The following is a 23,932-nucleotide window of genomic DNA, read 5'->3' on the forward strand; positions in this document are numbered from 1 at the left end:
ACGCCCCATGAACCTCTCCGATCCCAAACACCTGGCCGGCCTGCTGGAGGCCTTTCTGCTCGCCGCCGGCCGGCCCCTGTCGCTGGAGCGGCTCGCCGAGCTGTTCGAGGAACACGAGCGGCCCGGCCCGGCGCTGATGAAGAAGGCGCTAGGCGAGCTGGAGAAGTCCTGCAAGGGGCGGGCGTTCGAGCTCAAGGAGGTGGCCACCGGCTACCGCCTGCAGGTGCGCGAGCGTTACGCGCCCTGGGTCGGCCGGCTGTGGGAGGAGCGGCCGCAGCGCTACTCCCGCGCACTGCTGGAAACGCTGGCGCTGATCGCCTACCGGCAGCCGATCACTCGCGGCGAAATCGAGGAGATCCGCGGCGTGGCGGTCAACAGCCAGATCGTCAAGACCTTGCAGGAGCGCGAGTGGATCCGCGTGGTGGGCTACCGCGACGTGCCCGGGCGCCCGGCGATGCTGGCCACCACCAAGGCCTTCCTCGACCACTTCAACCTCGCCAGCCTCGACGAACTGCCGCCGCTCGCCGTGCTCCGCGAGATGGAGCCGGAGCCCCTGCCGGTGCTCGACGACGACCGCCCGGTGCCCGACGACCTGCAGGCCCGCGCCGACCTGGAAACCCCCGCCGAACCGCACGAGCAGACCAGCTTCCGTTCGCTACTGGCCGAACTCGACAACATGGAGCAGGGGCTCAAGACCGATTTCGATGACCTCGCCCGGCAGCAGGAGAGCGACGATGCGGAGCAGGGGGCCGACGAGGCGTCGACGCAGGCGGAGCGGACGGATTCCTAGCAAGCAGGCAGCGCACCAACTTCTTGCAGGTGCGTCCTGACCGCGATGGGCTTGTTCGCGGTCAAGACCGCTCCTACCAGAAGCATCGCCCCGGGGGCGGGCCTCCCACGGAAGCCGCGGTGCCGCACCGGCCCCTGTGGGAGGCGCGCCCTCGCGGCGATCTTCGGTCCCAGTCCGGCTTTTCGTAGGAGCGGCCTTGGCCGCGAATGGGGCGGTGGGAATTTCGTTCGCGGTCAAGACCGCTCCCACAATAAGCGTCGCCCCGGGGGCGGGCCTCCCACGGAAGTCGCGGTGCCGCACCGGCTTTCTGTGGGAGGCGCGCCCTCGCGGCGATCTCCGGCCAGGGGCCGGCTCTTCGTGGGTTGAGCCAGGCCCGACCCCCGGACTCCATCCTCACGGCCGCGCCGCCAGGTAACCCTCGTAGTCGGGGATGCGGCAGGTATGCGCCTGGTCCAGCAACGGGCTGGAGAGCAGGTAGTCGGCGGTGCTTTCGGTGCTCGCCACCGGAATGTTCCACACCGCCGCCAGCCGCAGCAGCGCCTTGACGTCCGGGTCGTGCGGCTGCGATTCGAACGGGTCCCAGAAGAACACCAGCACGTCCACGCGGCGCTCGGCGATGCGCGCGCCGATCTGCTGGTCGCCGCCCAACGGGCCGCTCAGCATGCTCTCGATCGGCAGGCCCAGGCGCTGCGACAGCAACCGCCCGGTGGTGCCGGTGGCGAGCAGCTCATGGCGGGCGAGCACCGCCTTCTGCCGTTCCGCCCAGGTCAGCAGGTACGGCTTGCAGCGATCGTGCGCCACCAGCGCGAAGCGCTTGCGGGCGGGCAGCTGGCCGTTGACGAATTTCATTGGTTCCATGGTCGATCCCTTCTTCGTCTCGCCGGCAGTCGCCGCCTCAGGCCGCGGCGAACAGCGCGCGGCAGGTGTCCAGCATGCGGTTGGAGAAGCCCCACTCGTTGTCGTACCAGGCCATTACCTTGAGCAGGCGACCGCTCACCCTGGTGTGGCTGGTGTCGAAAATGGACGACATGGGGTGTGATTGAAGTCGCAGGAGACCAGCGGCAGCGCGTTGCAGGCGAGGATCGGCGAGTTCCGGCTGGCCTCCAGCATGGCCGCGTTCACCTGCTCCGCGCTGACCTCGCGCGCCACCTCGACGGTCAGGTCGACCAGCGACACGTTGATCACCGGGACGCGCACCGCCATTCCGGTAAGCTTGCCGGCGAGTTCCGGCAGCACCAGGCCGACGGCCTCGGCGGCGCCGGTCTTGGTGGGAATCATCGACTGGGTGGCCGAGCGGGCCCGGTACGGGTCGCTGTGGTAGACGTCCGAGAGGTTCTGGTCGTTGGTGTAGGCGTGGATGGTGGTCATCAGCCCGTGTTCGATGCCGAACTCGCGGTGCAGCACCTGGGCCACCGGGGCCAGGCAGTTGGTGGTGCAGGAGGCGTTGGAGACGATCTGGTGCGAGGCGCGCAGGCTGTCGTGGTTGACGCCGTAGACGATGGTCGCGTCCACCCCCTTGCCGGGGGCGGAGATGATCACCTTGCGCGCGCCGGCCTGCAGGTGGGCGGCGGCCTGGTCGCGGCTGGTGAACAGGCCGGTGCATTCGAACACCACGTCCACCGCGTGCTCGCGCCAGGGCAGCTCGGCGGGGTTGCGGATCGCGCTCACCGCGATAGGGTCGCCGTTGACGACGAACTGCTCGTCATTCGCCTCGACCCGGGCGTCGAATGGGCCATGAACGCTGTCGTACTGCAGAAGGTGCGCATTCATGGCCGGGGTGCCGAGGTCGTTGATGGCGACCACCTGCAGTTCCTGGCGGTGGGGCGAGGCGTACAGCGCACGAAGGACATTGCGGCCGATACGGCCGAAACCGTTGATGGCGATGCGGATGGTCATAGGCTGTCCCGAGTCGTAAATGTTATGGGAATTACGAGATTATTCCTGACAAAATAGAAATCAAGCCGTCGACCACGCATTTTTGTAGCTGAAGCTACGAAGTCTGATCAGGAGTGATGACATGCATCCACGAGTCCAAGAAGTCACCGAGCGGCTGATCGAACGCAGCCGCAAGACCCGTGAACGCTATCTGGCCATGATGGCCGCCGCGGCGAGCGAGGGGCCGCAGCGGGCGCGGCTGCCGTGCGCCAACTTCGCCCACGGGGTCGCCGGCTGCGGGGTGGCGGACGACAAGCAGCGCCTGCGCCTGATGAACGAGGTCAACGTCGCCATCGTCTCGGCCTACAACGACATGCTCTCGGCGCATCAGCCCTACGAGCATTTCCCGAACGTCATCAAGGAGGCCCTGCGCGAGGTCGGCTCGGTCGGCCAGTTCGCCGGCGGCGTGCCGGCCATGTGCGACGGCGTCACCCAGGGCGAGCCGGGCATGGAAATGAGCCTGGCCAGCCGCGAAGTGATCGCCATGTCCACCGTGGTCGCGCTCTCGCACAACATGTTCGATGCGGCGCTGATGCTCGGCATCTGCGACAAGATCGTGCCCGGGCTGATGATCGGCGCCCTGCGCTTCGGCTACCTGCCGACGGTCTTCGTGCCCGGCGGCCCGATGCCCTCGGGCATCCCGAACAAGGAGAAGGCCGAGGTGCGGCAGCGTTTCGCCGAAGGCAAGGCGACCCGTGAGGAACTGCTCGACTCGGAGATGAAGTCCTACCACAGCCCCGGCACCTGCACCTTCTACGGCACCGCCAACACCAACCAGGTGGTCATGGAGATCATGGGCCTGCACCTGCCGGGCGCGTCCTTCGTCAACCCCTACACGCCGATGCGCGACGCGCTGACCCGCGAGGCGGCGCTCCAGGTGACGCGCCTGACCAGTCAGACCGGCAACTACCTGCCGCTGTGCCGGATCGTCGACGAGAAGTCCATCGTCAACTCGGTGGTGGCGCTCAATGCCACCGGCGGCTCGACCAATCACACGCTGCACATCCCGGCATTCGCCCGCGCCGCGGGCATCCAGCTGACCTGGGAGGACATGGCCGACCTCTCGGCGGTCACCCCGACCCTGGCCAAGGTCTATCCCAATGGCAGCGCCGACGTGAATCACTTCCACGCCGCCGGCGGCGTCGGTTTCATGGTGCGCACGCTGCTCGATGCCGGGCTGCTCCACGAGGACGTCAACACCGTGATGGGGCACGGTCTGCGCCGCTACACCCAGGAGCCCTGCCTGGAAGACGGCCGGCTGGTGTGGCGCGAGGGCGCGACCCATAGCCTCGACGAGAACATCCTGCGCCCGGCCGACCGGCCGTTCTCGCCGGAAGGCGGCCTGCGCGTGCTGGACGGCAATCTCGGCAGGGGCGTGACCAAGATCTCCGCGGTCGCGCCGGAGCACCGGGTGGTCGAGGCGCCCGCGCGGGTGTTCGCCGACCAGGCGGAGCTGGCCGAGGCCTTCAAGGCCGGCGAGCTGGAGCGGGACTTCATCGCCGTGGTGCGCTTCCAGGGCCCGAAGGCCAACGGCATGCCCGAGCTGCACAAACTCACGCCCTTCCTCGGCGTGCTGCAGGACCGCGGCTTCAAGGTCGCGCTGGTGACCGACGGGCGCATGTCCGGGGCCTCCGGCAAGGTGCCGGCGGCGATCCACGTCAGCCCCGAAGCGATCGACGGCGGCCCGCTGGCACGCGTGCGCGACGGCGACATCATTCGCGTCGACGGCGAGACGGGCGAGCTGTTCATCCGCGTCGACGCCGCCGAATGGGCCGCCCGCGAGCTGGCGCCGCCGCCGAGCGACCGCGGAATCGGCTACGGGCGCGAACTGTTCGCCTTCATGCGCAACGCGTTCAGTCCGGCGGAGAAGGGCGCCAGTGCCTTCACCGAAGCGCTCGAGGAGCTCGAGTGATGACGGCACTGGTTGGAGACATCGGCGGCACCAACGCCCGCTTCGCACTCTGGCAGGACCAGCAGCTGGAGTGCATCCGCGTGCTGCCAACGAAGGAGTTCCCGACGCCTGAGGATGCCGTGCGCGCCTATCTTGATGACATCGGCGCGTCGGTGGATGCGCTCACCGCGGTGTGCCTGGCCTGCGCCGGCCCGGTCGGCGGTGACGAATTTCGCTTCACCAACAACCGGTGGGTGCTGAGCCGCTCGAACTTCAGCCGCAATCTGGGGCTGGACGACCTACTGCTGATCAACGACTTCGCCGCCATGGCCCTGGGCATGACGCGCCTGCAGCCGGACGAGCGCATCTGCGTGCGCCAAGGCGAGGGCGAGCCGGGGCGGCCGTGCCTGGTGATCGGCCCCGGCACCGGGCTCGGCGTGGCCACGCTGCTGTCGCTGCCCGGCGGCTGGATGGCGCTGCCGGGCGAGGGCGGGCACATCTGCCTCCCGGTGGGCAGCGAGCGCGAGGCGGCGCTCTGGACCTACGTGCACCGGCAGATCGGCCATGTGAACGCCGAAGCCATTCTCAGCGGCGGCGGCCTGCTCAACCTCTACCGGGCCAGCTGCGCGCTCGACGGCTGCGAGGCGACGCTGGACTCGCCGGCGCAGGTCACCGCCTCGGCGCTGGCGGGCGACCGCTACGCCGAGGCCGTGCTGGAACAGTTCTGCACCTGGCTCGGCCGGGTCGCCGGCGACAACGTGCTGACGGTCGGCGCCCGCGGCGGCGTGTACATCGTCGGCGGGGTGGTGCCACGCTTCGCCGATTTCTTCCTGCGCAGCGGCTTCGACGCGGCCTTTTCCGACAAGGGCGGCATGAGCCGCTACCTCGACGGCATCCCGGTGTGGCTGGTGACCGCCGAGTATCCGGGCCTGGAAGGCGCCGGCGTGGCGGTCCAGCAGGTGCTGGCCGGCCGGCGCTGAGCGGCCGCACGGACGGCGCTGGCCGCCGCGACTGCGTGCTCGATCGCAGAACCGCGAGGCGGCCGCCGCCACAGGCGCGGCCTGGTTGACATGGCGCGGCGGCGCGCCATGCTTGGCCGGCCGATATAACAAGAAAAGGGACGCGATGTGACGCAAGCCGGGAAATCCATCCTGCTGGTGGACGACGATCGGGAAATCCGTGTACTGCTGGACACCTACCTGAGCCGCTCCGGCTTCCAGGTGCGCACCGTGCCCGATGGCGGGAGCTTTCGCGAGGCGCTGCTCGAGACGGCGCCCGACCTGGTGATCCTCGACGTGATGCTGCCGGACGAGGACGGTTTCAGCCTCTGCCGCTGGGTGCGCGGCCACCAGCGCCTGGCGCAGATGCCGATCATCATGCTCACCGCCAGTTCCGACGAGGCGGACCGGGTGGTCGGCCTCGAGCTGGGGGCCGACGACTACCTCGGCAAGCCGTTCAGCCCGCGCGAGCTGCTGGCGCGGATCAAGGCGCTGCTGCGCCGCGTGCACTTCGGCCAGGAGCGCAGCAGCGACGTGCTGGCCTTCGGCGAGTGGCGGCTGGACATGATCAACCACCGGCTGTTCCACAGCGACGGCGAGGAAACCTTCCTGTCCGGCGCCGACTTCGCCCTGCTCAAGCTGTTCCTCGACCATCCGCAACAGATCCTCGATCGCGACACCATCGCCAACGCCACCCGCGGGCGCGAAGTGATGCCGCTCGACCGCATCGTCGACATGGCGGTCAGCCGCCTGCGCCAGCGCCTGCGCGACACCGGCAAGTGCCCGCGGCTGATCCGCACCGTGCGCGGCAGCGGCTACCTGCTGACGGCCACCGTGGTGCCGCACCATGACACCCTCGGCTGAGCCGCGCCGCCGTCTGCGCCTGGTGCCGCGCTCGCTGCTCGGGCGCATGCTGCTGCTGACGCTGCTCGCGGTGCTGCTGGCGCAGGGGCTGTCGAGCCTGATCTGGCTGTCGCAGCTGCGCGCCAGCCAGATGGAAGGGCTGCGCACCAGCGCCCGCAGCCTGGCGCAATCGATGGCCGCCAGTGTCGCCTACTTCCGCTCGCTGCCGCTGGGCTACCGGCCGCTGGTGCTCGATCAGCTGCGCAGCATGGGCGGCACGCGCTTCTTCGTCTCGCTCAACGACAAGGAGCTGAGCATGCGCGTGCTGCCGGAGACGCCGCGCAAGCGCGCCGTGCTGAGCGAGGTGGAGCAGGTCCTGCGGCAGCAGCTGGGGCGCTCGGTGGACCTCGCCGTGGAGTTCGTCAGTCCGCACGACCTGCGCATCTTCAACGGCGGCCTGAAGCTCGACGAACTGCCGCGCTCCTGGGCCCACTATGCGCTCGGCTTCGAGCCGCTGGCGCCGCCGGTGCTGGTCACGCAGATCCGGATCGCGCCGAACGAGTGGCTGTACCTGGCGTCACTGATGCCGGCGCCCTACGTCAGCCTGGAGAGCGAGGGGCTGCCGGCCCAGCAGCTGTGGTTCATCGTGCTGACCGGCGCCTTCCTGCTGCTGTTCATCGGCGTGCTGGTGCACTGGCAGAGCCGGCCGCTCAAGCGCCTGGCGGCGACGGCGCGCAACATGTCGGTGGGCGACGAGGTCGAGCCGCTGCCGGAGGCGGGCGGCAGCGAGGTGGTGGAGGTCAGCCGCGCGTTCAACAGCATGCGCGAGCGGATCGGCCGCTATCTCACCGAGCGCGGCCAGCTGTTCAGCGCCATCTCCCACGACCTGCGCACGCCGATCACGCGCCTGCGCCTGCGCGTGGAGCTGCTCGACGACGAGGAGCAGCAGGAGAGCTTCCGCCACGACCTGGACGAACTCGAGCTGCTGGTCAAGGGCGCCCTGCAGTGCGTGAAGGACACCGACATCCACGAGAACGTCGAGCCGGTGGACGTCAACCAGCTGATCCGCTACATCGTCGAGCCCTACCTGCCGCCGCAGGGCGACGGCCGCGTGTCCATCGAGGGGCGGGCGCTGGCGCCCTATCCGGGCAAGCCGCTGGCGCTCAAGCGCTGCATCGGCAACGTGCTGGACAACGCGCTGAAGTACGGCGAGCGGGCGCACCTGCGCATCGAGGACGGCGCCGAGGCGCTGGTGCTGCACGTCGACGACGAGGGGCCGGGTGTGCCCGAGCAGCGCCTCGAGGAGGTGTTCGAGCCGCACGTCCGGCTGTCCGGCCAGCAGCAGGGCTACGGCCTGGGCCTGGGCATCGCGCGCAACATCGCCCATGCCCATGGCGGCGAAGTCAGCCTGCGCAACCTGCGCCAGGGCGGCTTGCGGGTGACGCTGCGCTTCCCGCGCGAGGCGGGGCGCAGCCATGCCGCCTGAGCCGGTTACCGATCCCCATGCATTTGTAACGGCCCGGTGACCTTTGCTTTTCCCTTCGTTACCCATCCTGCTGCCGGCCGCTCCTAGACTCCCTTCAGCACAAGCACACCGACTTGTGGACAGAACAACAAGAAGGAACCGATCGAGATGAATGCCATGAATCGCCTGGCGCTCGCCATTTCCCTTGCCTTTCCCCTGGTCGGCCATGCCGGTGAAGTGGAGGTGCTGCACTGGTGGACCTCCGGCGGCGAGAAGCGCGCGGCCGACACCCTGCAGAAGCTGGTCGAGCAGAAGGGCCACACCTGGAAGGACTTCGCCGTTGCCGGCGGTGGCGGCGAAGCGGCGATGACCGTGCTCAAGACCCGCGCCGTCTCCGGCAATCCGCCCTCGGCGGCGCAGATCAAGGGCCCGGACATCCAGGAGTGGGGCGAGCTGGGGCTGCTCGCCGACCTCGACGAGGTCGCCGAGCAGGGCAGGTGGGACGAGCTGCTGCCCAGGCAGGTGACCGAGGTCATGCAGTACGACGGTTCCTACGTGGCGGTGCCGGTCAACGTGCACCGCGTCAACTGGCTGTGGGTCAACCCCGAGGTGTTCGAGAAGGCCGGCGCCCAGCCGCCGACCACCCTCGACGAGCTCTGGGCGGCGGCCGACAGGCTCCAGGCCGCCGGCTACATCGCCATCGCCCACGGCGGCCAGCCCTGGCAGGACGGCACCGTGTTCGAGGACCTGGCGCTGAGCATTCTCGGCCCCGAGGACTACCACAAGGCCTTCGTCGACCTCGACGAGGAGGTGCTGACCGGCGACAGGATGGTGCAGGCCTTCGCCGCGCTGAAGAAGCTGCGCAGCTACGTCGACGCCGACGCCGCCGGGCGCGACTGGAACCGCGCCACCGGCCTGGTGATCGACGGCAAGGCCGGCATGCAGATCATGGGCGACTGGGCCAAGAGCGAGTGGACCGCGGCGAACAAGAAGGCCGGCGAGGACTATCAGTGCCTGCCGTTCCCCGGCACCCAGGGCAGCTTCGCGTACAACATCGACTCCCTGGCGATGTTCAAGCTCAGCGACGAGGACGACCGCAAGGCCCAGGAAGACTTGGCGCGCACCGTGATCGAGCCGGAGTTCCAGCAGGTCTTCAACCAGAACAAGGGCTCGATCCCGGTCCGCCTGGACCAGGACATGAGCGCGTTCGACAGCTGCGCGCAGAAATCCATGCAGGACTTCAAGCAGGCCGCCCAGGGCGAGGGCCTGCAGCCCAGCCTGGCGCACGGCATGGCCGCCTCCAGCTACGTGCAGGGCGCGGTGTTCGACGTGGTGACCAACTTCTTCAACGACCCCAACGCCGATCCGCAGCAGGCGGCCCGGCAGCTGGCAGCCGCGATCCAGGCGGTGCAGTAGTCGTCCGGCCGCCGGCGCATCGGCGGCCGTCTCCAATTCTTTCCAGGTGCCGCAGGCGCCTTCGGGAGCGTTCGTCCCGAAGGTGCCGGCGAGCCCGGGTCGCGGAGCGCTTCATGAGTTCAGTCGCGGTGTTTTCCCCCAAGGCCTCGCACGGCCGGTCGACGGACTGGCTGCAGGCGTGGCTGCCGAAGCTGGTGCTGGCCCCGAGCGTGGTCATCGTGCTGGTGGGCTTCTACGCCTACATCCTGTGGACGCTGCTGCTGTCGTTCACCAACTCGCGCTTCATGCCGAGCTACAAGTGGGTCGGGCTTGCCCAGTACATGCGCCTGATGGAGAACGATCGCTGGTGGGTCGCCAGCCAGAACCTGCTGGTGTTCGGCGGCCTGTTCATCGCCATCAGCCTGTGTCTCGGCGTGCTGCTGGCGGTGCTGCTGGACCAGCGCATCCGCGCCGAGGGCGCGATCCGCACGATCTACCTGTACCCCATGGCACTGTCGATGATCGTCACCGGGACCGCCTGGCAGTGGCTGCTCAACCCCGGGCTCGGCCTGGACAAGCTGCTGCGCGACTGGGGCTGGGAAGGCTTTCGCTTCGACTGGCTGGTGGACCCCGACCGGGTCGTCTACTGCCTGGTGATGGCCGCCGTGTGGCAGGCCTCGGGCTTCGTCATGGCGCTGTTTCTCGCCGGGCTGCGCGGCGTCGATCCGTCCATCGTGCGGGCGGCGCAGGTCGACGGCGCGAGCCTGCCGACCATCTACCTGCGCATCGTGCTGCCGAGCCTGCGCCCGGTGTTCTTCAGCTCGCTGATGATCCTCGCGCACATCGCCATCAAGAGCTTCGACCTGGTCGCGGCGATGACCGCCGGCGGGCCGGGCTACGCCTCGGACCTGCCGGCGATGTTCATGTACACCCACACCTTCACCCGCGGGCAGATGGGCCTGGGCGCGGCCAGCGCAATGCTGATGCTCGGCGCCGTGCTGGCGATCCTGGTGCCCTACCTGTATTCCGAACTGAGGACCAAGCGCCATGAGTGATGTGAGCGTCGCGCAGCGACGATCCTCCGATGTCCTTCTTCCCCCGGGAGAAGGCGGCGCGAAGCGCCGGATGAGGGCGATGAGCTTAAGCCGCCTGGCCATCCACGCCACCCTGATCCTGGCCTGCGCCCTGTACCTGGTGCCGCTGGTGGTGATGCTGCTGACCAGCTTCAAGACGCCGGAGGACATCCGCACCGGCAACCTGCTGAGCTGGCCGGAGGCATTCACCCTGATCGGCTGGATCAAGGCCTGGGGCGTGGTCGGCAGCTACTTCTGGAACTCGGTGATGATCGTGGTGCCGGCGGTGCTGATCTCCACCGTGATGGGCGCGCTCAACGGCTACGTGCTGTCCATGTGGCGCTTCCGCGGCTCGCAGCTGTTCTTCGGCCTGCTGCTGTTCGGCTGCTTCCTGCCGTTCCAGGTGATCCTGCTGCCGGCGTCCTTCACCCTCGGCAAGCTCGGCCTGGCCAACACCACCACCGGCCTGGTGCTGGTCCACGTGGTCTATGGCCTGGCCTTCACCACGCTGTTCTTCCGCAACTTCTACGTCAGCGTGCCGGAGGCGCTGGTGCGCGCCGCGCGGCTGGACGGCGCCGGCTTCTTCACCATCTTCGGGCGCATCCTGCTGCCGATGTCCATCCCGACGATCATGGTCTGCCTGATCTGGCAGTTCACCCAGATCTGGAACGACTTTCTCTTCGGCGTGGTGTTCGCCAGCGGCGACACCCAGCCGATCACGGTGGCGCTGAACAACCTGGTGAACACCAGCACGGGAATCAAGGAATACAACGTCGACATGGCCGCGGCGATGATCGCCGGGCTGCCGACCCTGGTGGTCTACGTGCTGGCGGGCAAGTACTTCCTGCGCGGGCTCACGTCCGGCGCGGTGAAGGGCTGAGCCTGGCGCGGCCATACGTTTTCGGAGACTGAAGATGGCATCCCTCGAACTGCGCAACCTCAACAAGCGCTACGCCAGCGGCGCGCCGGACACGCTGAAGGACATCGAGCTGAAGATCGACTCGGGCGAATTCCTGATCCTCGTCGGGCCTTCCGGATGCGGCAAGTCGACCCTGATGAACTGCATCGCCGGGCTGGAGGCGATCACCGGCGGGCAGATCCTGATCGACGGGCAGGACGTGGCCGGCACGGGACCGAAGGACCGGGACATCGCCATGGTGTTCCAGTCCTACGCGCTGTACCCCACTATGACGGTGCGCGACAACATCGCCTTCGGCCTGAAGATGCGCAAGGTGCCGCAGGCGACGATCGACGAGGAGGTCGCCCGCGTGGCCCGGCTGCTGCAGATCGAGCACCTGCTCGAGCGCAAGCCGGCGCAACTCTCCGGTGGCCAGCAACAGCGCGTCGCGATGGGCCGTGCGCTGGCCCGGCGGCCGAAGATCTACCTGTTCGACGAGCCGCTGTCGAACCTCGACGCCAAGCTGCGGGTGGAGATGCGCACCGAGATCAAGCTCATGCACCAGCGCCTGAAGACCACCACCGTCTATGTCACCCACGACCAGATCGAGGCCATGACCCTCGGCGACAAGGTGGCGGTGATGAAGGACGGGGTGATCCAGCAGTTCGCCAGCCCGCGGGGGATCTACAACGACCCGGCCAACCTGTTCGTCGCCAGCTTCATCGGCTCGCCGCCGATGAACTTCGTGCCGGTGCGGCCGCGGCGCCAGGGCGCGCAGTGGCTCGCCGCGCTGGACAGCGGGCAGGCGCGTTGCGAGCTGCCGCTCGAGCTTGCCGGGGACGAGACGCTGGACGGGCGCGAACTGTTGCTCGGCATCCGTCCGGAGCAGATCGGCATCGCCGGCAGCCATTCGCTGCCCACCGTGCTGGCGGAGGTGAAGGTCACCGAGCCCACCGGGCCGGACACCCTGGCCTTCGTCGAGCTGAACGACACCAAGGTGTGCTGCCGGTTGCCGCCGGAGATCGACCCGCGGGTCGGCGAGGTGCTGGCGTTGCAGTTCGACCCGGCGCGTGTGCTGCTGTTCGATGCCGGCAGCGGCGAGCGAATCGCCCTGGGGCCGGCCAGGAGCAACGGTTCGGCAAAGAAGGTCAGCCGCCTGCATCCGCGCTGAAACCTCCGGTCCAGAGCGGTACTCATAGGTCCGGAAGGAAACGGTGCAGGCAAGAACGGCGCAGCCGCCGGGTGTTTTCGTACCGGCGGCCGCCGGGGCCGCGTGTTCTGATGGTGCAAGGAGCGCAGGCAGTGACGCGCCGTCCTGTCGCCAGGAGCGATGTTGCGCAGGACGGCGTTCGGTTCCGAGCGGTGAATAACAATAAGAGCAGATGGAGAAACTATGAAAACAACAGCTGGTTTGACGCTGGCAGCGGCTGCGGTTGGGCTGAGCCTGCCCTTGAGCGGTCATGCGCTGGAATTCAGCGGCTACATGCGTTCCGGCATCGGCGACTCCTCGGGCAGCGATTCGCAGAGTTGCTTCCAGCTGCCGGGTGCGCCCGCCAAGTACCGCCTCGGCAACGAATGCGAACAGTACGCCGAGCTGGACCTGCGCCAGGACCTGGTGACCTTCGCCGACGGCTCGGTGCTGAGCGTGGAGGGCATGCTGGCGCTGTACAACGAGTACGACCACACCCCGCGCTTCGACGGCGACCACGGCTGGGCGCGGCTGGTGCAGAACTGGGTCGAGTGGTCGGACATCCCGGCGCTCTACAACGGCTCGCTGTGGGCCGGCCGCCGGTTCTACAAGCGCAACGACATTCACATCAACGACTACTACTACTGGAACCAGAGCGCGACCGGCTTCGGCGTCGAGGACATGGAGATCAACGGGCTGACCTACAGCTACGCCTTCTCGCGCAAGGACAGCTACTTCCAGGACGAGTACATCAGCCGGCACGACTTCAACGTCGGCGGCTTCGATTCCAATCCCAACGGCCAGCTCGAATTCGGCCTCAGCTACATCGACAAGCCGAGCGGGCACGACAAGAACAGCGGCTGGGCGCTGACCGTGCAGCACAAGCAGGAAGAATTCCTCGGCGGCCTGAACACCTTTGCTGTGCAGTATGGCCGCGGGCCGGGCACCGGCCTGGGCTACACCGGCGACGTCACGCTCGACAGCAGCGACCGCAGCTGGCGGTTCGTGGAATTCTTCGACTGGGCCATCGCCCCGCGCTTCTCCGGGCAGGTCGCGGCCATCTACCAGAAGGACAAGCGCAACCTCGGCCCGGACTCGGAGTGGATGTCCTTCGGCATCCGCCCGGTCTACGCATTGACCGAGGAAATCAAGCTGATGGCCGAGCTGGGCCATGATCGCATCGAGACCGACGACGACACCCGCAAGCTGACCAAGGCGACGCTCGCCACTGCCTGGTCGCCGGCCGGCGGTGGCTTCTGGGCACGCCCGGAAGTGCGCCTGTACTACACCTACGCGAAGTGGAACGAGGCGGCCCAGGCGGCGGCCGAGGCGGGCAGCGCCCTGTCGGACACGGGCACCTTTGGCAACGACCTGCACGGCTCGAACTACGGGGTGCAGGTCGAATACTGGTGGTGAAGACTTCGGGCGACCGAGGGTAGGGCGGGGGCGCAAGCCACCGTGCGTGAGCTTGGGGGTTCCGAGGGGACGGACTCGGGGCCTCCTTTTTTATTCAGGCGGCTTCGCCAGGGCGGGGCCGGCAAGGCGGTACGTCTACCGGAGCAGGTCCGCAACCGGGCGGCGCAGACCGCGAGCTTTTCCCTTCTCCCGCGGAGAAGGTGGCCCGCAGGGCCGGATGCGGGCCGTCAGTGCCTCGCGGGCAAGCCCTCACCCCAGCCCTCACCCGGAGGGAGAGGGGGGTGTTCAGTGTTGATTCGCCGTAGCGTGCAGGCCCGGTCGCAGGCAGAGCCTGCTCCTACAGGCGTACGTCGAAGCCATAGACGCGTGCTTTTCCCTTCTCCCCGCGGGAGAAGGTGGCCCGCAGGGCCGGATGAGGGGGCGTGCACGCAAGCCCTCACCTGGCCCTCTCCCGATGGGAGAGGGGGATGGCGTGGCAATGGCCGGGCGTCGTGCAGCCCGGTTCGCGAGCAAGCTCGCTCCTACGGACCTCGTGCCAGAATCTCCGGCTGCACGATCTTTCCCTTCTCTCTTCGGGAGAAGGTGGCCCGCAGGGCCGGATGAGGGCGAGGTCCGGCGAGCTTGCCTGCCTGGTCGCCGCGGGGGCGCGCCTCCCACAGGGCGGGGTGGCGCAGGTTGCTTTTGTGGGAGGCCCGCCCTCGGGGCGATGCTCTGCTGCTACGCCGGGCCACTCGGTCACCAGACCGGGCTCACTCCTCGTTGGGATAGCGCGTCGGCAGCAGGCTTTCCTTGATCTTGCGCAGGTGCGGCTGGAAGTCCACGCCGCGGCGCAGGGTGACGCCGGCGGCCAGGGTGTCGAGCACCGTCAGCTGGATCAGCCGCGAGGTCATCGGCATGTAGATGTCGGTGTCCTCCGGCAACGGGATGTCCAGGCTCAGCGTGCAGACGCGCGCCAGCGGCGAGCCGGCGGCGGTCAGGCCGAGCACCGAGGCGCCGTTGTCGCGCACCAGGCGCGCGACGTCCACCAGCTCGCGGGTGCGGCCGGTGTAGGAAATGATCACGAACAGGTCGCCGGTGTGCGCCACCGAGGCCAGCATGCGCTGCATCAGTACGTCGTCGTGCGCGCTGACCGGCAGGTTGAAGCGGAAGAACTTGTGCTGCGCGTCCAGTGCCACCGGCGCCGAGGCGCCGAGGCCGAAGAAGTGGATCTGCCGGGCCTGGATCATCAGATCCACCGCGCCGCTGATGGCCTGCGGGTCGATGCTCTTGCAGGCGGCGTCCAGCGAGGCGATGGCGCTGCCGAAGATCTTGCGGGTATAGGCCTCCGGCCCGTCGTCGGCCTCCACCGCGCGGCTGACGTAGGCCGCGCCGCTGGCCAGGCTCTGCGCCAGCTGGATCTTCAGCTCCGGGTAGCCGCCGACGCCGAAGGAGCGGCAGAAGCGGTTGACCGTCGGCTCGCTGACCCGGGCGGCCTGCGCCAGGGCGGCGATGCTGTAGCGGGTCGCCTGCTGCGGGTCGCGCAGGATCACTTCGGCGACCTTCTTCTCGGCCTTGTTCAGGTCATCCAGTCGGTTTTTGATCTGCTCGAGAAGATTTCGCACGTGATCCATGTCTGTTCCTTTGAGTGCCGCTGCGTGCGGATCATACCGGGCATGCGGCGCAGCCAGAAAAGAGCCCACAATGTTGTTTGAATAACAACATGGGCTGCTTAAGATACGCCGTGTCGCACGGTTGAAACGCTATTAATTGGTCAGTATTCAGAACATGCCAGCCATCTCTGTCGAAGCCACCACCTTCGCCCTGTTCGGCGCCCTTGGCGATCTCGCCTTGCGCAAGCTGTTTCCGGCCCTGTACCAGCTCGACCGCGCCGGCCTACTGAACGGCGCCACCCGCCTGCTGGCACTGTCGCGCGACGGCGGCGAGTCCGAGGCGCATCTGGCGCGTATCGATGAAGCGCTGCGGCGCTACGTGCCGCCCCACGAACTGGACGAGCGGGTGCTCGACCGCTTCCGCTCGCGCCTGCAGTACCTGACGATGGATTTCCGCCGCGGCGAGGACTACCAGGCGCTGGCCGAGCGGGTCGATCCGGGCCTGCCACTGATCGCCTACTTCGCCACGCCGGCGGCAGTTTACGGCGACATCTGCCGGCACCTGGCGGCCGCCGGCCTCGCCGAGCGAACCCGGGTGGTGCTGGAGAAGCCGATCGGCCACGACCTGGCGTCTTCGCGCGTGGTGAACGATGCGGTGGCCGAGCACTTTCCGGAGAGCCGCATCTACCGGATCGACCACTACCTGGGCAAGGAGACGGTGCAGAACCTGATCGCACTGCGCTTCGCCAACAGCCTGTTCGAGACCCAGTGGAACCAGCACCACATTTCCCACGTGGAGATCACCGTCGCCGAAACCGTCGGCATCGAGGGGCGCTGGGGCTACTTCGACCAGGCCGGGCAGCTGCGCGACATGATCCAGAACCACCTGCTGCAGCTGCTCTGCCTGATCGCCATGGACCCGCCGGCGGACCTGACCGCCGACAGCATCCGTGACGAGAAGGTCAAGGTGCTCAAGGCGCTGGCGCCGATCCCGCCGGAAAAGCTCAGCCAGCGCGTGGTGCGCGGCCAGTACGCGGCCGGCACGGTGGGTGGCAAGGCGGTGCCCGGTTACCTTGAGGAGGAGAACTCCAACGCCGAGAGCAGCACCGAGACCTTCGTTGCCCTGCGCGCGGAGATCTGCAACTGGCGCTGGTCCGGCGTGCCCTTCTACCTGCGCACCGGCAAGCGCATGGCGCAGAAGGTGTCGCAGATCGTCATCCACTTCAAGGAGCCGCCGTTCTACATCTTCGCCCCCGAACAGCGCTCGCTGATCAGCAACCGGCTGATCATCCGCCTGCAGCCGGACGAGGGCATCTCGCTGCAGGTGATGACCAAGGAGCAGGGGCTGGACAAGGGCATGCACCTGCGCAGCGGCCCCTTGCAGCTGAATTTCTCGGAAACCTACAAGAGCGTCCGCATTCCCGATGCCTACGAGCGGCTGCTGCTGGAGGTGATGCAGGGCAATCAGAACCTGTTCGTGCGCAAGGACGAAATCGAATACGCCTGGAAATGGTGCGACCAGCTGATCGATGGCTGGACGCGCCTGGGCGACGTGCCCAAACCCTATCCGGCCGGCTCCTGGGGGCCGGTGGCATCCATTGCACTCATCACCCGTGACGGGAGGTCCTGGTATGGCGATCTCTGAACTCGAACTGCCCACCGGGGTGATCGCGCACAGCCTGGCCAGCGCCGATCAGCAGGCCGAAAAGCTGGCCGACTGCGTGGCCCGTGCGTTGCAGTTCGCCCTCGAAATCGACGACACCGCGAGCCTGGTGGTGTCCGGCGGGCGCAGCCCCGTGCCCTTCCTCGAAGCGCTGTCCAGGCGCGAGCTGGACTGGCGCAAGGTGCAGGTCAGCCTGGCCGACGAGCGCTGGGTGCCACCCGCGCACCCGGACAGCAACGAAGGCCTGGTGCGGCGCCACCTGCTGCAGAACCAGGCCGCGTCTGCGCAGTTCATCGGCCTCTACCATCCGGCAGCGAGCCTCGAAGAAGCCGCGCAGCACGCCGACCAGGCGCTGGCCGCGCTGAAGCAGCCGATCGACGTGCTGGTGCTCGGCATGGGCGACGACGGCCACACCGCGTCGCTGTTCCCCGGCAGCCCGAACCTCGCGCGCGCGCTGGAGCCCGAGGGCGAGGCGCGCTGCCTGCCGATGCTGGCGCCGAGCGTGCCGCACCAGCGCATCACGCTGACCTACCCGGTACTCGCCGCCGCGCACCTGCAGTGCCTGGCGATCCAGGGCGCCGCCAAGCTCGACACGCTCAACCGCGCGCTCGGCGCGACCGATGAAGAGATGCCGGTCAAGGCCTTCCTGCATTCCCCACTCGAGATCTACTGGTGCCCCTGAGGCCCGAGGACGACATGCCCATGAACCTGGAGCAGAAGAACGAACAGATCGAGCGCCTCTGCGAGCAGGCGCGAATCCTGCCGGTAATCACCATCGCCAGCGAGGAGCAGATCCTGCCGCTGGCCGATGCGCTGGCCGCCGGCGGGCTGAAGGCGCTGGAGATCACCCTGCGGTCCGAGCACGGCCTGACGGCGATCCGCCGCCTGCGCCAGGAGCGCCCGGAGCTGTGCATCGGCGCCGGCACGGTGCTGGACAAGGCCATGCTGGATGCGGCGCTCGACGCCGGCGCGCAGTTCATCGTCTCGCCGGGCTCCACGCCCGAGTTGCTGCAGGCCGGGATCGACTGCCCGGTGCCGCTGCTGCCCGGCGTCAGCACCGCCTCCGAGGTGATGCTCGGCTACGCGCTCGGCTACCGGCGCTTCAAGCTGTTCCCGGCCGAGGTGGTCGGCGGCGTCGCGGCGCTGAAGGCGCTCGGCGGCCCCTTCCCGAACGTGCGCTTCTGCCCGACCGGCGGGGTCAACGCCGGCAATGCCGCGCAATACCTGAAACTGCCCAACGTGATGTGCGTCGGCGGCACCTGGATGATCGAGGCAGCCAGCCTGGCCAGCGGCGAATGGGCAGCCATCGAGCGCAAGACCGCCGAGGCGCTCGCCGCCCTCGGCTGACCAGGAGCGCTCGCCGGAGCGTGCGGGGCGCTCGGCGAGCGCGTATGATGCGCGCCCCTTCTTTCCATCGGAACTGACACACCGGGAGGTGCCTCGATGACCGAACATGACCTGAACCAACCCCACGCCCCGGAAGGCGAGAAACTGCAGAAGGTGCTCGCGCGCCTGGGCCTGGGCTCGCGCCGGGAAGTCGAAAGCTGGATCGCCGAGGGCCGCGTGCAGGTCAACGGCGTGGTCGCCACCCTCGGTCAGCGCATCGGCGCCCGGGACGCGATCGCCGTCGACGGCCGACCGCTCAAGCGCGAGCAGGCGACCGAAACCGTGCGCCGAGTGCTGATCTACAACAAGCCCGACGGCGAAATCTGCACGCGCGACGATCCCGAAGGCCGCCCGACCGTGTTCGACCGGCTGCCCAGGCCGAAGGAAGGGCGCTGGATCAACATCGGCCGGCTGGATATCAACACCACCGGGCTGCTGCTGTTTACCACCGACGGCGAGCTGGCCAACCGCCTGATGCATCCTTCCTACGAGATGGACCGCGAATACGCCGTGCGCGTACGCGGCGAGGTCGACGAGGCCATGATCGAGCGCCTGAAGACCGGCGTGATGCTCGAGGACGGCCCGGCGCGCTTCACCGACGTTCAGGAAGCGCCTGGCGGCGAAGGGCTGAACCACTGGTACCACTGCGTGGTGATGGAAGGCCGCAACCGCGAGGTGCGCCGCCTGTGGGAATCGCAGGGCGTGGTGGTCAGCCGGCTCAAGCGCGTGCGCTTCGGACCGGTGTTCATGACCTCCGACCTGCCGATGGGCCGCTGGCGCGAGATGACCCAGGCGGAAGTCGACATCCTCAGCGAGGAAGTCGGGCTGAAGCCGGTGGCGCTGCCGAACGTCAAGGGCAAGGTCCGCGAGAAGCTCGAGCGCATGCAGCGCAAGGCTGCCAAGCCGATGGCGCGCAGCGAGCGGCGCCCGCGCGTACTGCGTCCGGCGCACGAGGCCGACGCGCCGCCGGTGAGCACGGAACGCCGCCCGGCCCGCACGCGCCCGGACACCGAGCGCAAACCGCGTCCCGACACCGAGCGCGGCCGCGGCACACCGCTGGCCGAACGCCCTACCGAAAGCGGCCGCAAGCGCCCCCGGCGTCCCGATGACGAAGCCGGCAACACGCCGAACAAGCGCCGCCCCGTCGCCCGCGACGGCCAGCGCCCGGGGTTCGGCCGTGGTGACCGTCCCAAGCGGCCGTAAGACCGCGAACGCTTCTGCAGCCCCTCATCCGGCCCTTGCGGGCCACCTTCTCCCGGCGGGAGAAGGGAAAGCGCCGGCGCCGCTTAGGGTTGCGGTGAACACCTGTAGGAGCAGGCTCTGCCTGCGACCGGCACCTGCACGGTGCCACGCCCCCCGGCACCAAACAACCCCCTCTCCCCTCGGGAGAGGGCTGGGGTGAGGGCGCTGTGCACGCTTCCCTCATCCGACCCTGCGGGCCACCTTCTCCCGGCGGGAGAAGGGAAAAGCGCCGGCGCCGCCTGGGGTTGCGGTTAGCACCTGTAGGAGCAGGCTCTGCCTGCGACCGGCACCTGCACGGTGTGCCACGCCCCCCGGCACCAAACAACCCCCTCTCCCCTCGGGAGAGGGCTGGGGTGAGGGCGCTGTGCACGCTTCCCTCATCCGACCCTGCGGGCCACCTTCTCCCGGCGGGAGAAGGGAAAAGCGCCGGCGCCGCCTGGGGTTGTGGTGAACACCTGTAGGAGCAGGCTCTGCCTGCGACCGGCACCTGCACGGTGCCACGCCCCCCGGCACCAAACAACGCCCTCTCCCCTCGGGAGAGGGCTGGGGTGAGGGCGCTGTGCACGCTTCCCTCATCCGGCCCTGCGGGCCACCTTCTCCCGGAGGGAGAAGGGAAAAGCGCCGGCGCCGCCTGGGGTTGTGGTGACCACCTGTAGGAGCAGGCTCTGCCTGCGACCGACGGGCTGGCCTCCGAGGCTTTCGCTCAAACCGCCAGACTCAGGCGATTCCTCCCGCTGCGCTTGGCCAGGTAGAGCGCCTGGTCGGCACGGCCGAGCAGTTCGTCCAGGTTCTCCGGCGCCAGGTAGGTGGCGCAGCCGAGGCTGATGGACAGCGGCACCGACTGCCCCTCGACCTGGAAGGGCAAGCCTTCGACGGCCGAGCGCAGGCGCTCGCCGACCACCATGGCGGCCTCCGGGCCGGTGTTCGACAGCAGTACCAGAAACTCCTCGCCGCCGAACCGGAACAGCATGTCGGCGTTGCGCAGTCGCATCTTGAGCAGGGCAGCCACCTGCCTGAGCGCCTCGTCCCCGGCCGGGTGGCCGTGGCGATCGTTGAGCGCCTTGAAATGATCCAGGTCCAGCATGATCACCGAAAGCGCATGCCCATGGCGGCGCGCCAGTTCCACCTCGCGTGTGAGCATCTGATTCATCGCCAGGCGGTTGCCGACGGCGGTCAGCGGGTCGCGGGTGGCGGTCAGCAGTGCGCGCCGGTACAGCAGGGTGTTGCGCAGCGGATAGAACAGGGCGCCGAGCAGGGCCTCCAGCTGACTCAGCTGGAAGTCGTCGAGGGGCCGACGGTATTCGAATCGCAATTCGCCGAGGTCCTCACCTTGGTGGCGCAGGCGATAGGCGACGCTATGGGGCGCCGATTCGCCGATCTGCAGCTGCAGATCGGTGTCCGGGTGGCGATAGTCCAGCGCGGCAAGCGGCAGCAGGGTGGCGGCCCGCTCGAAGAAGATGCCCAGCAGGCGGTCCGCTTCCAGGGTGGTCTGCAGTTGCTGGCCGAGTTGCTGGTACAGCTCGGTGAAGCTGGGCGGACGTTTCGAGGGCGGGGCGGCGGGGCGCTTGGCGCGCGCGCTCGAGATGTCGATGGTGTTGGTCTCGCTCTGGGTCATTGCTCGTGGCATGCCGATCCTTATGGCACGACCTGTGCCGATGACGGTTGTCTGGCGAGAAAGATGCCAAATTGCCAACTGATTGATTTTAAAGGGATTAATCGTTAGTCCAGGCGAGGGCGGCAAGCGCTTGCCGCCGTTGGGTGCCGGTCTGCTGGCAGATTGCCTGCCTAGGCCGGCCGGTGCGTCAGAAAGACGTCAGCGGGTCTGGGCGTCGAACGCCTGGCCGTTCACGCCGCGGCTGTCAGGCCCCATGAGGTAGAGGTAGACCGGCATGATCGCCTCGGGCAGCGGGTTGACCTCGGGGTTCTCGCCCGGGTAGGCCTGGGCGCGCATGGCGGTGCGGGTCGCACCCGGGTTGACGCTGTTGGCGCGGACCGCGCAGGTGCCGTCGACCTCGTCGGCCAGCACCTGCATCAGGCCTTCGGTGGCGAACTTGGAGACCGCGTAGGCGCCCCAGTAGGCGCGTCCCTTGCGGCCGACGCTGCTGGAGGTGAAGACCACCGAAGCGTCCTCGGAAAGCTTGAGCAGCGGCAGCAGGGTGCTGGTGAGCATGAAGGTCGCGTTGACGTTCACCTGCATCACGCGCATGAAGTTGTCGCCGGACAGCTGCTCGAGGGGCGTGCGCGGGCCGACGATCGAGGCGTTGTGCAGCAGCCCGTCGAGGCGGCCGAACTCGCGCTCGATCATGGCCGCCAGTTCGTCGTACTGGTGCGGCAGCGCGGTTTCCAGGTTGAACGGAATGATCGCCGGCTGCGGATGGCCGGCCGCCTCGATCTCGTCATAGACGCCGTTCAGGTGCTCCTCGGTCTTGCCGAGCAGCAGCACGGTGGCGCCATGGGCTGCGTAGGTTTTGGCCGCTGCCGCGCCGATCCCGCGCCCGGCGCCGGTGACCATGATGATGCGCCCGGCCAGCAGGTCGGGGCGGGCGGTGTAGTCGAACATCGAAATACCTTTCTAAATCAAGAGACGATAAAAGCGCTGGAGGCTTGAGGCTGGACGGAAAAGCGGCTTCGCAGCCTTCCAGCCTTCCAGCCTTCCAGCCTTCCAGCCTTCAGCAACCACACGCCGCCCGATCCAGCACCGCCCGCAGCTCCAGCGGATGCTCGATGACCACGTCCGCGCCCCAGGAGCGCGGGTTGTCCTCGGGATGGATGTAGCCGTAGGTGACCGCCGCGGTGCGGCTGCCGGCGGCTCGGCCGGATTCGACGTCGCGCAGGTCGTCGCCGACGAACAGCACGCTGGCCGGGTCCAGCTCCAGGTGGCGGCAGGCGAGGGTCATCATTTCCGGGTCGGGCTTGCTGCGGGTGACGTGGTCGGGGCACACCAGCACGGCCGAGCGCTCGGCCAGGCCGAGGCGCTGCATGATCGGCTCGGCATAGCGGATCGGCTTGTTGGTCACCACGCCCCAGCGCAGGCGCGCGCGTTCGATGTCCTCGAGCACCTGCGCCATGCCGTCGAACAGCCGGGTCTTCACCGCGCAGTGGTCTTGGTAGCGGTCGAGGAACTCCAGGCGCAGCCGCTCGAAGTCTTCGGAGAGCGGATCGACCTCGAAGGCGTTGATCACCATCGCCCGCGCGCCGCCGGACACCACGTCGCGCACCTGCTTTTCGGGCACCAGCGGCAGGCCGCGCGCCTCGCGCATGGCCTGGATCACGGCGACGAAATCCGGGGCGGTGTCGAGCAGCGTCCCGTCCATGTCGAACAATACGGCGCGTAGACGCATCAGGCCTCCCGGACCGTCTGGATCATGTAGTTGACGTCGACGTCCGCGGCCAGCTTGTAGTGGCGGGTCAGCGGGTTGTAGGTCAGGCCGGTGATGGCGCCCACCGCCAGGCCGGCGTCGCGGCACCAGGCGCCGAGCTCGGACGGGCGGATGAACTTGCGGAAATCATGGGTGCCGCGCGGCAGCAGCTGCAGCACGTATTCCGCGCCGACGATGGCGAACAGGTAGGCCTTGGGGTTGCGGTTGATGGTGGAGAAGAACACCTGGCCGCCGGGCTTGACCATCTGCCGGCAGGCGCGGATCACCGAGGCCGGATCGGGCACGTGCTCGAGCATTTCCAGGCAGGTGACCACGTCGAACTGACCCGGGCACTCCTCGGCCAGCGCCTCGGCGGTGATCTGCCGGTAGTCGATTTCCAGGTTGGACTCGAACAGATGCAGGCGGGCGACCGACAGCGGCGCCTCGCCCATGTCGATGCCGGTGACCTGCGCGCCGCGGCGTGCCATGGCCTCGCTGAGGATGCCGCCACCGCAGCCGACGTCGAGAACCTTCTTGCCGGCCAGCGGAACGTGCTCGTCGATCCAGTTGACCCGCAGCGGGTTGATCTCGTGCAGGGGTTTGAATTCGCTTTCGCGGTCCCACCAGCGATGGGCGAGGGCTTCGAATTTGGCGATTTCCGCGTGGTCGACGTTGCTCATGTTCCGTTCCGTTCGTGGGCGCTTCGGCAAGCGTGGCTCCGAATCGCGCATGTTGCCAGCTTCCGCCGCTGCCAGGGGGTTGGCTGGCCGGCAGGCGCTGCTTCAATTTGTCACGCCGTG

20 protein-coding genes and 1 pseudogene are annotated in these 23,932 nt (G+C 68.3%); 14 read left to right on the forward strand and 7 right to left on the reverse strand.

The window, feature by feature from the left end; translation table 11 throughout:
* The first annotated feature begins 7 nt into the window (after window positions 1-7).
* Window positions 8-790: an SMC-Scp complex subunit ScpB gene (scpB, locus tag H610_RS0118465; RefSeq protein ID WP_028241032.1), complete on the forward strand. Its 783-nt coding sequence runs from the start codon at window positions 8-10 to the stop codon at window positions 788-790.
* Window positions 791-1,183: 393 nt separating this feature from the next.
* Here scpB and H610_RS0118470 read toward each other — a convergent pair whose 3' ends face one another.
* Complete coding sequence (locus tag H610_RS0118470) at window positions 1,184-1,648, reverse strand: methylglyoxal synthase (protein ID WP_028241033.1); 465 nt, start codon at window positions 1,646-1,648, stop codon at window positions 1,184-1,186.
* A gap of 37 nt (window positions 1,649-1,685) precedes the next feature.
* Window positions 1,686-2,686: pseudogene (gap, locus tag H610_RS24200) on the reverse strand (type I glyceraldehyde-3-phosphate dehydrogenase).
* A gap of 121 nt (window positions 2,687-2,807) precedes the next feature.
* Here gap and edd point away from each other — a divergent pair.
* The 9 genes from edd to H610_RS0118520 all read left to right on the forward strand — a co-directional run bounded on the left by edd (window position 2,808) and on the right by H610_RS0118520 (window position 13,893).
* Entirely contained in the window at window positions 2,808-4,637 is a 1,830-nt protein-coding gene (edd, locus tag H610_RS0118480) for a phosphogluconate dehydratase (RefSeq protein WP_028241034.1), read from the forward strand.
* Window positions 4,634-5,596: a glucokinase gene (locus H610_RS0118485; RefSeq protein WP_028241035.1), complete on the forward strand. Its 963-nt coding sequence runs from the start codon at window positions 4,634-4,636 to the stop codon at window positions 5,594-5,596. Before edd ends, H610_RS0118485 begins: the two co-directional genes overlap by 4 nt.
* Before the next feature lie 147 nt (window positions 5,597-5,743).
* Window positions 5,744-6,478, forward strand: coding sequence for a response regulator (locus H610_RS0118490; RefSeq protein WP_028241036.1), 735 nt, complete (start codon window positions 5,744-5,746; stop codon window positions 6,476-6,478).
* Window positions 6,462-7,943 carry an ATP-binding protein gene (locus tag H610_RS0118495; RefSeq protein ID WP_043239012.1) on the forward strand — a complete coding sequence of 494 codons (1,482 nt, stop codon included), beginning with the start codon at window positions 6,462-6,464 and terminating at the stop codon, window positions 7,941-7,943. Before H610_RS0118490 ends, H610_RS0118495 begins: the two co-directional genes overlap by 17 nt.
* 147 nt (window positions 7,944-8,090) lie before the next feature.
* Window positions 8,091-9,338: an ABC transporter substrate-binding protein gene (locus H610_RS0118500; RefSeq protein WP_028241038.1), complete on the forward strand. Its 1,248-nt coding sequence runs from the start codon at window positions 8,091-8,093 to the stop codon at window positions 9,336-9,338.
* Between the two features lie 113 nt (window positions 9,339-9,451).
* The gene (locus H610_RS0118505; protein ID WP_028241039.1) at window positions 9,452-10,372 is read left to right on the forward strand and encodes a carbohydrate ABC transporter permease; all 921 of its coding nucleotides are present in this window, start codon (window positions 9,452-9,454) and stop codon (window positions 10,370-10,372) included.
* Between the two features lie 79 nt (window positions 10,373-10,451).
* Window positions 10,452-11,270, forward strand: coding sequence for a carbohydrate ABC transporter permease (locus H610_RS0118510; RefSeq protein ID WP_028241040.1), 819 nt, complete (start codon window positions 10,452-10,454; stop codon window positions 11,268-11,270).
* A 34-nt stretch (window positions 11,271-11,304) separates the two neighbouring features.
* Window positions 11,305-12,459 carry an ABC transporter ATP-binding protein gene (locus tag H610_RS0118515; RefSeq protein ID WP_028241041.1) on the forward strand — a complete coding sequence of 385 codons (1,155 nt, stop codon included), beginning with the start codon at window positions 11,305-11,307 and terminating at the stop codon, window positions 12,457-12,459.
* Between the two features lie 222 nt (window positions 12,460-12,681).
* Entirely contained in the window at window positions 12,682-13,893 is a 1,212-nt protein-coding gene (locus H610_RS0118520; RefSeq protein WP_028241042.1) for a maltoporin, read from the forward strand.
* 749 nt (window positions 13,894-14,642) lie between these two features.
* Here the strand turns inward: H610_RS0118520 and H610_RS0118525 are convergent.
* Window positions 14,643-15,503 carry a MurR/RpiR family transcriptional regulator gene (locus H610_RS0118525; RefSeq protein WP_028241043.1) on the reverse strand — a complete coding sequence of 287 codons (861 nt, stop codon included), beginning with the start codon at window positions 15,501-15,503 and terminating at the stop codon, window positions 14,643-14,645.
* Window positions 15,504-15,657: 154 nt separating this feature from the next.
* Between H610_RS0118525 and zwf the strand changes: the two genes are divergently transcribed.
* From zwf to rluB, 4 genes are all read left to right on the forward strand, one after another.
* The gene (zwf, locus tag H610_RS0118530) at window positions 15,658-17,127 is read left to right on the forward strand and encodes a glucose-6-phosphate dehydrogenase (protein ID WP_028241044.1); all 1,470 of its coding nucleotides are present in this window, start codon (window positions 15,658-15,660) and stop codon (window positions 17,125-17,127) included.
* Window positions 17,114-17,827 carry a 6-phosphogluconolactonase gene (gene pgl, locus H610_RS0118535; RefSeq protein WP_028241045.1) on the forward strand — a complete coding sequence of 238 codons (714 nt, stop codon included), beginning with the start codon at window positions 17,114-17,116 and terminating at the stop codon, window positions 17,825-17,827. Before zwf ends, pgl begins: the two co-directional genes overlap by 14 nt.
* Window positions 17,828-17,847: 20 nt before the next feature.
* A complete protein-coding gene (locus H610_RS0118540) occupies window positions 17,848-18,492 on the forward strand; it encodes a bifunctional 4-hydroxy-2-oxoglutarate aldolase/2-dehydro-3-deoxy-phosphogluconate aldolase (protein ID WP_028241046.1) in 645 nt (214 codons plus the stop codon).
* A gap of 96 nt (window positions 18,493-18,588) precedes the next feature.
* Window positions 18,589-19,734 carry a 23S rRNA pseudouridine(2605) synthase RluB gene (gene rluB / locus H610_RS0118545; RefSeq protein ID WP_028241047.1) on the forward strand — a complete coding sequence of 382 codons (1,146 nt, stop codon included), beginning with the start codon at window positions 18,589-18,591 and terminating at the stop codon, window positions 19,732-19,734.
* Window positions 19,735-20,476: 742 nt separating this feature from the next.
* On the opposite strand, the gene H610_RS0118550 is transcribed toward rluB, so the two are convergent.
* The 4 genes from H610_RS0118550 to ubiG form a co-directional block, all read right to left on the reverse strand.
* Window positions 20,477-21,400 (reverse strand): GGDEF domain-containing protein, encoded by a 924-nt coding sequence (locus H610_RS0118550; protein WP_236614325.1) that lies wholly within the window; start codon window positions 21,398-21,400, stop codon window positions 20,477-20,479.
* Window positions 21,401-21,586: 186 nt separating this feature from the next.
* A complete protein-coding gene (locus H610_RS0118555) occupies window positions 21,587-22,333 on the reverse strand; it encodes a YciK family oxidoreductase (RefSeq protein ID WP_028241049.1) in 747 nt (248 codons plus the stop codon).
* Window positions 22,334-22,442: 109 nt separating this feature from the next.
* The gene (gene mupP / locus H610_RS0118560) at window positions 22,443-23,114 is read right to left on the reverse strand and encodes an N-acetylmuramic acid 6-phosphate phosphatase MupP (protein ID WP_028241050.1); all 672 of its coding nucleotides are present in this window, start codon (window positions 23,112-23,114) and stop codon (window positions 22,443-22,445) included.
* On the reverse strand, window positions 23,114-23,812 hold the full coding sequence (ubiG, locus tag H610_RS0118565) for a bifunctional 2-polyprenyl-6-hydroxyphenol methylase/3-demethylubiquinol 3-O-methyltransferase UbiG (RefSeq protein WP_028241051.1): 699 nt from the start codon (window positions 23,810-23,812) through the stop codon (window positions 23,114-23,116). The genes mupP and ubiG overlap by 1 nt, the downstream gene beginning before the upstream one ends.
* Between the last annotated feature and the right edge of the window lie 120 nt (window positions 23,813-23,932).

This window comes from Stutzerimonas azotifigens DSM 17556 (genome assembly GCF_000425625.1).
Classification (GTDB): Bacteria; Pseudomonadota; Gammaproteobacteria; order Pseudomonadales; family Pseudomonadaceae; genus Stutzerimonas; species Stutzerimonas azotifigens.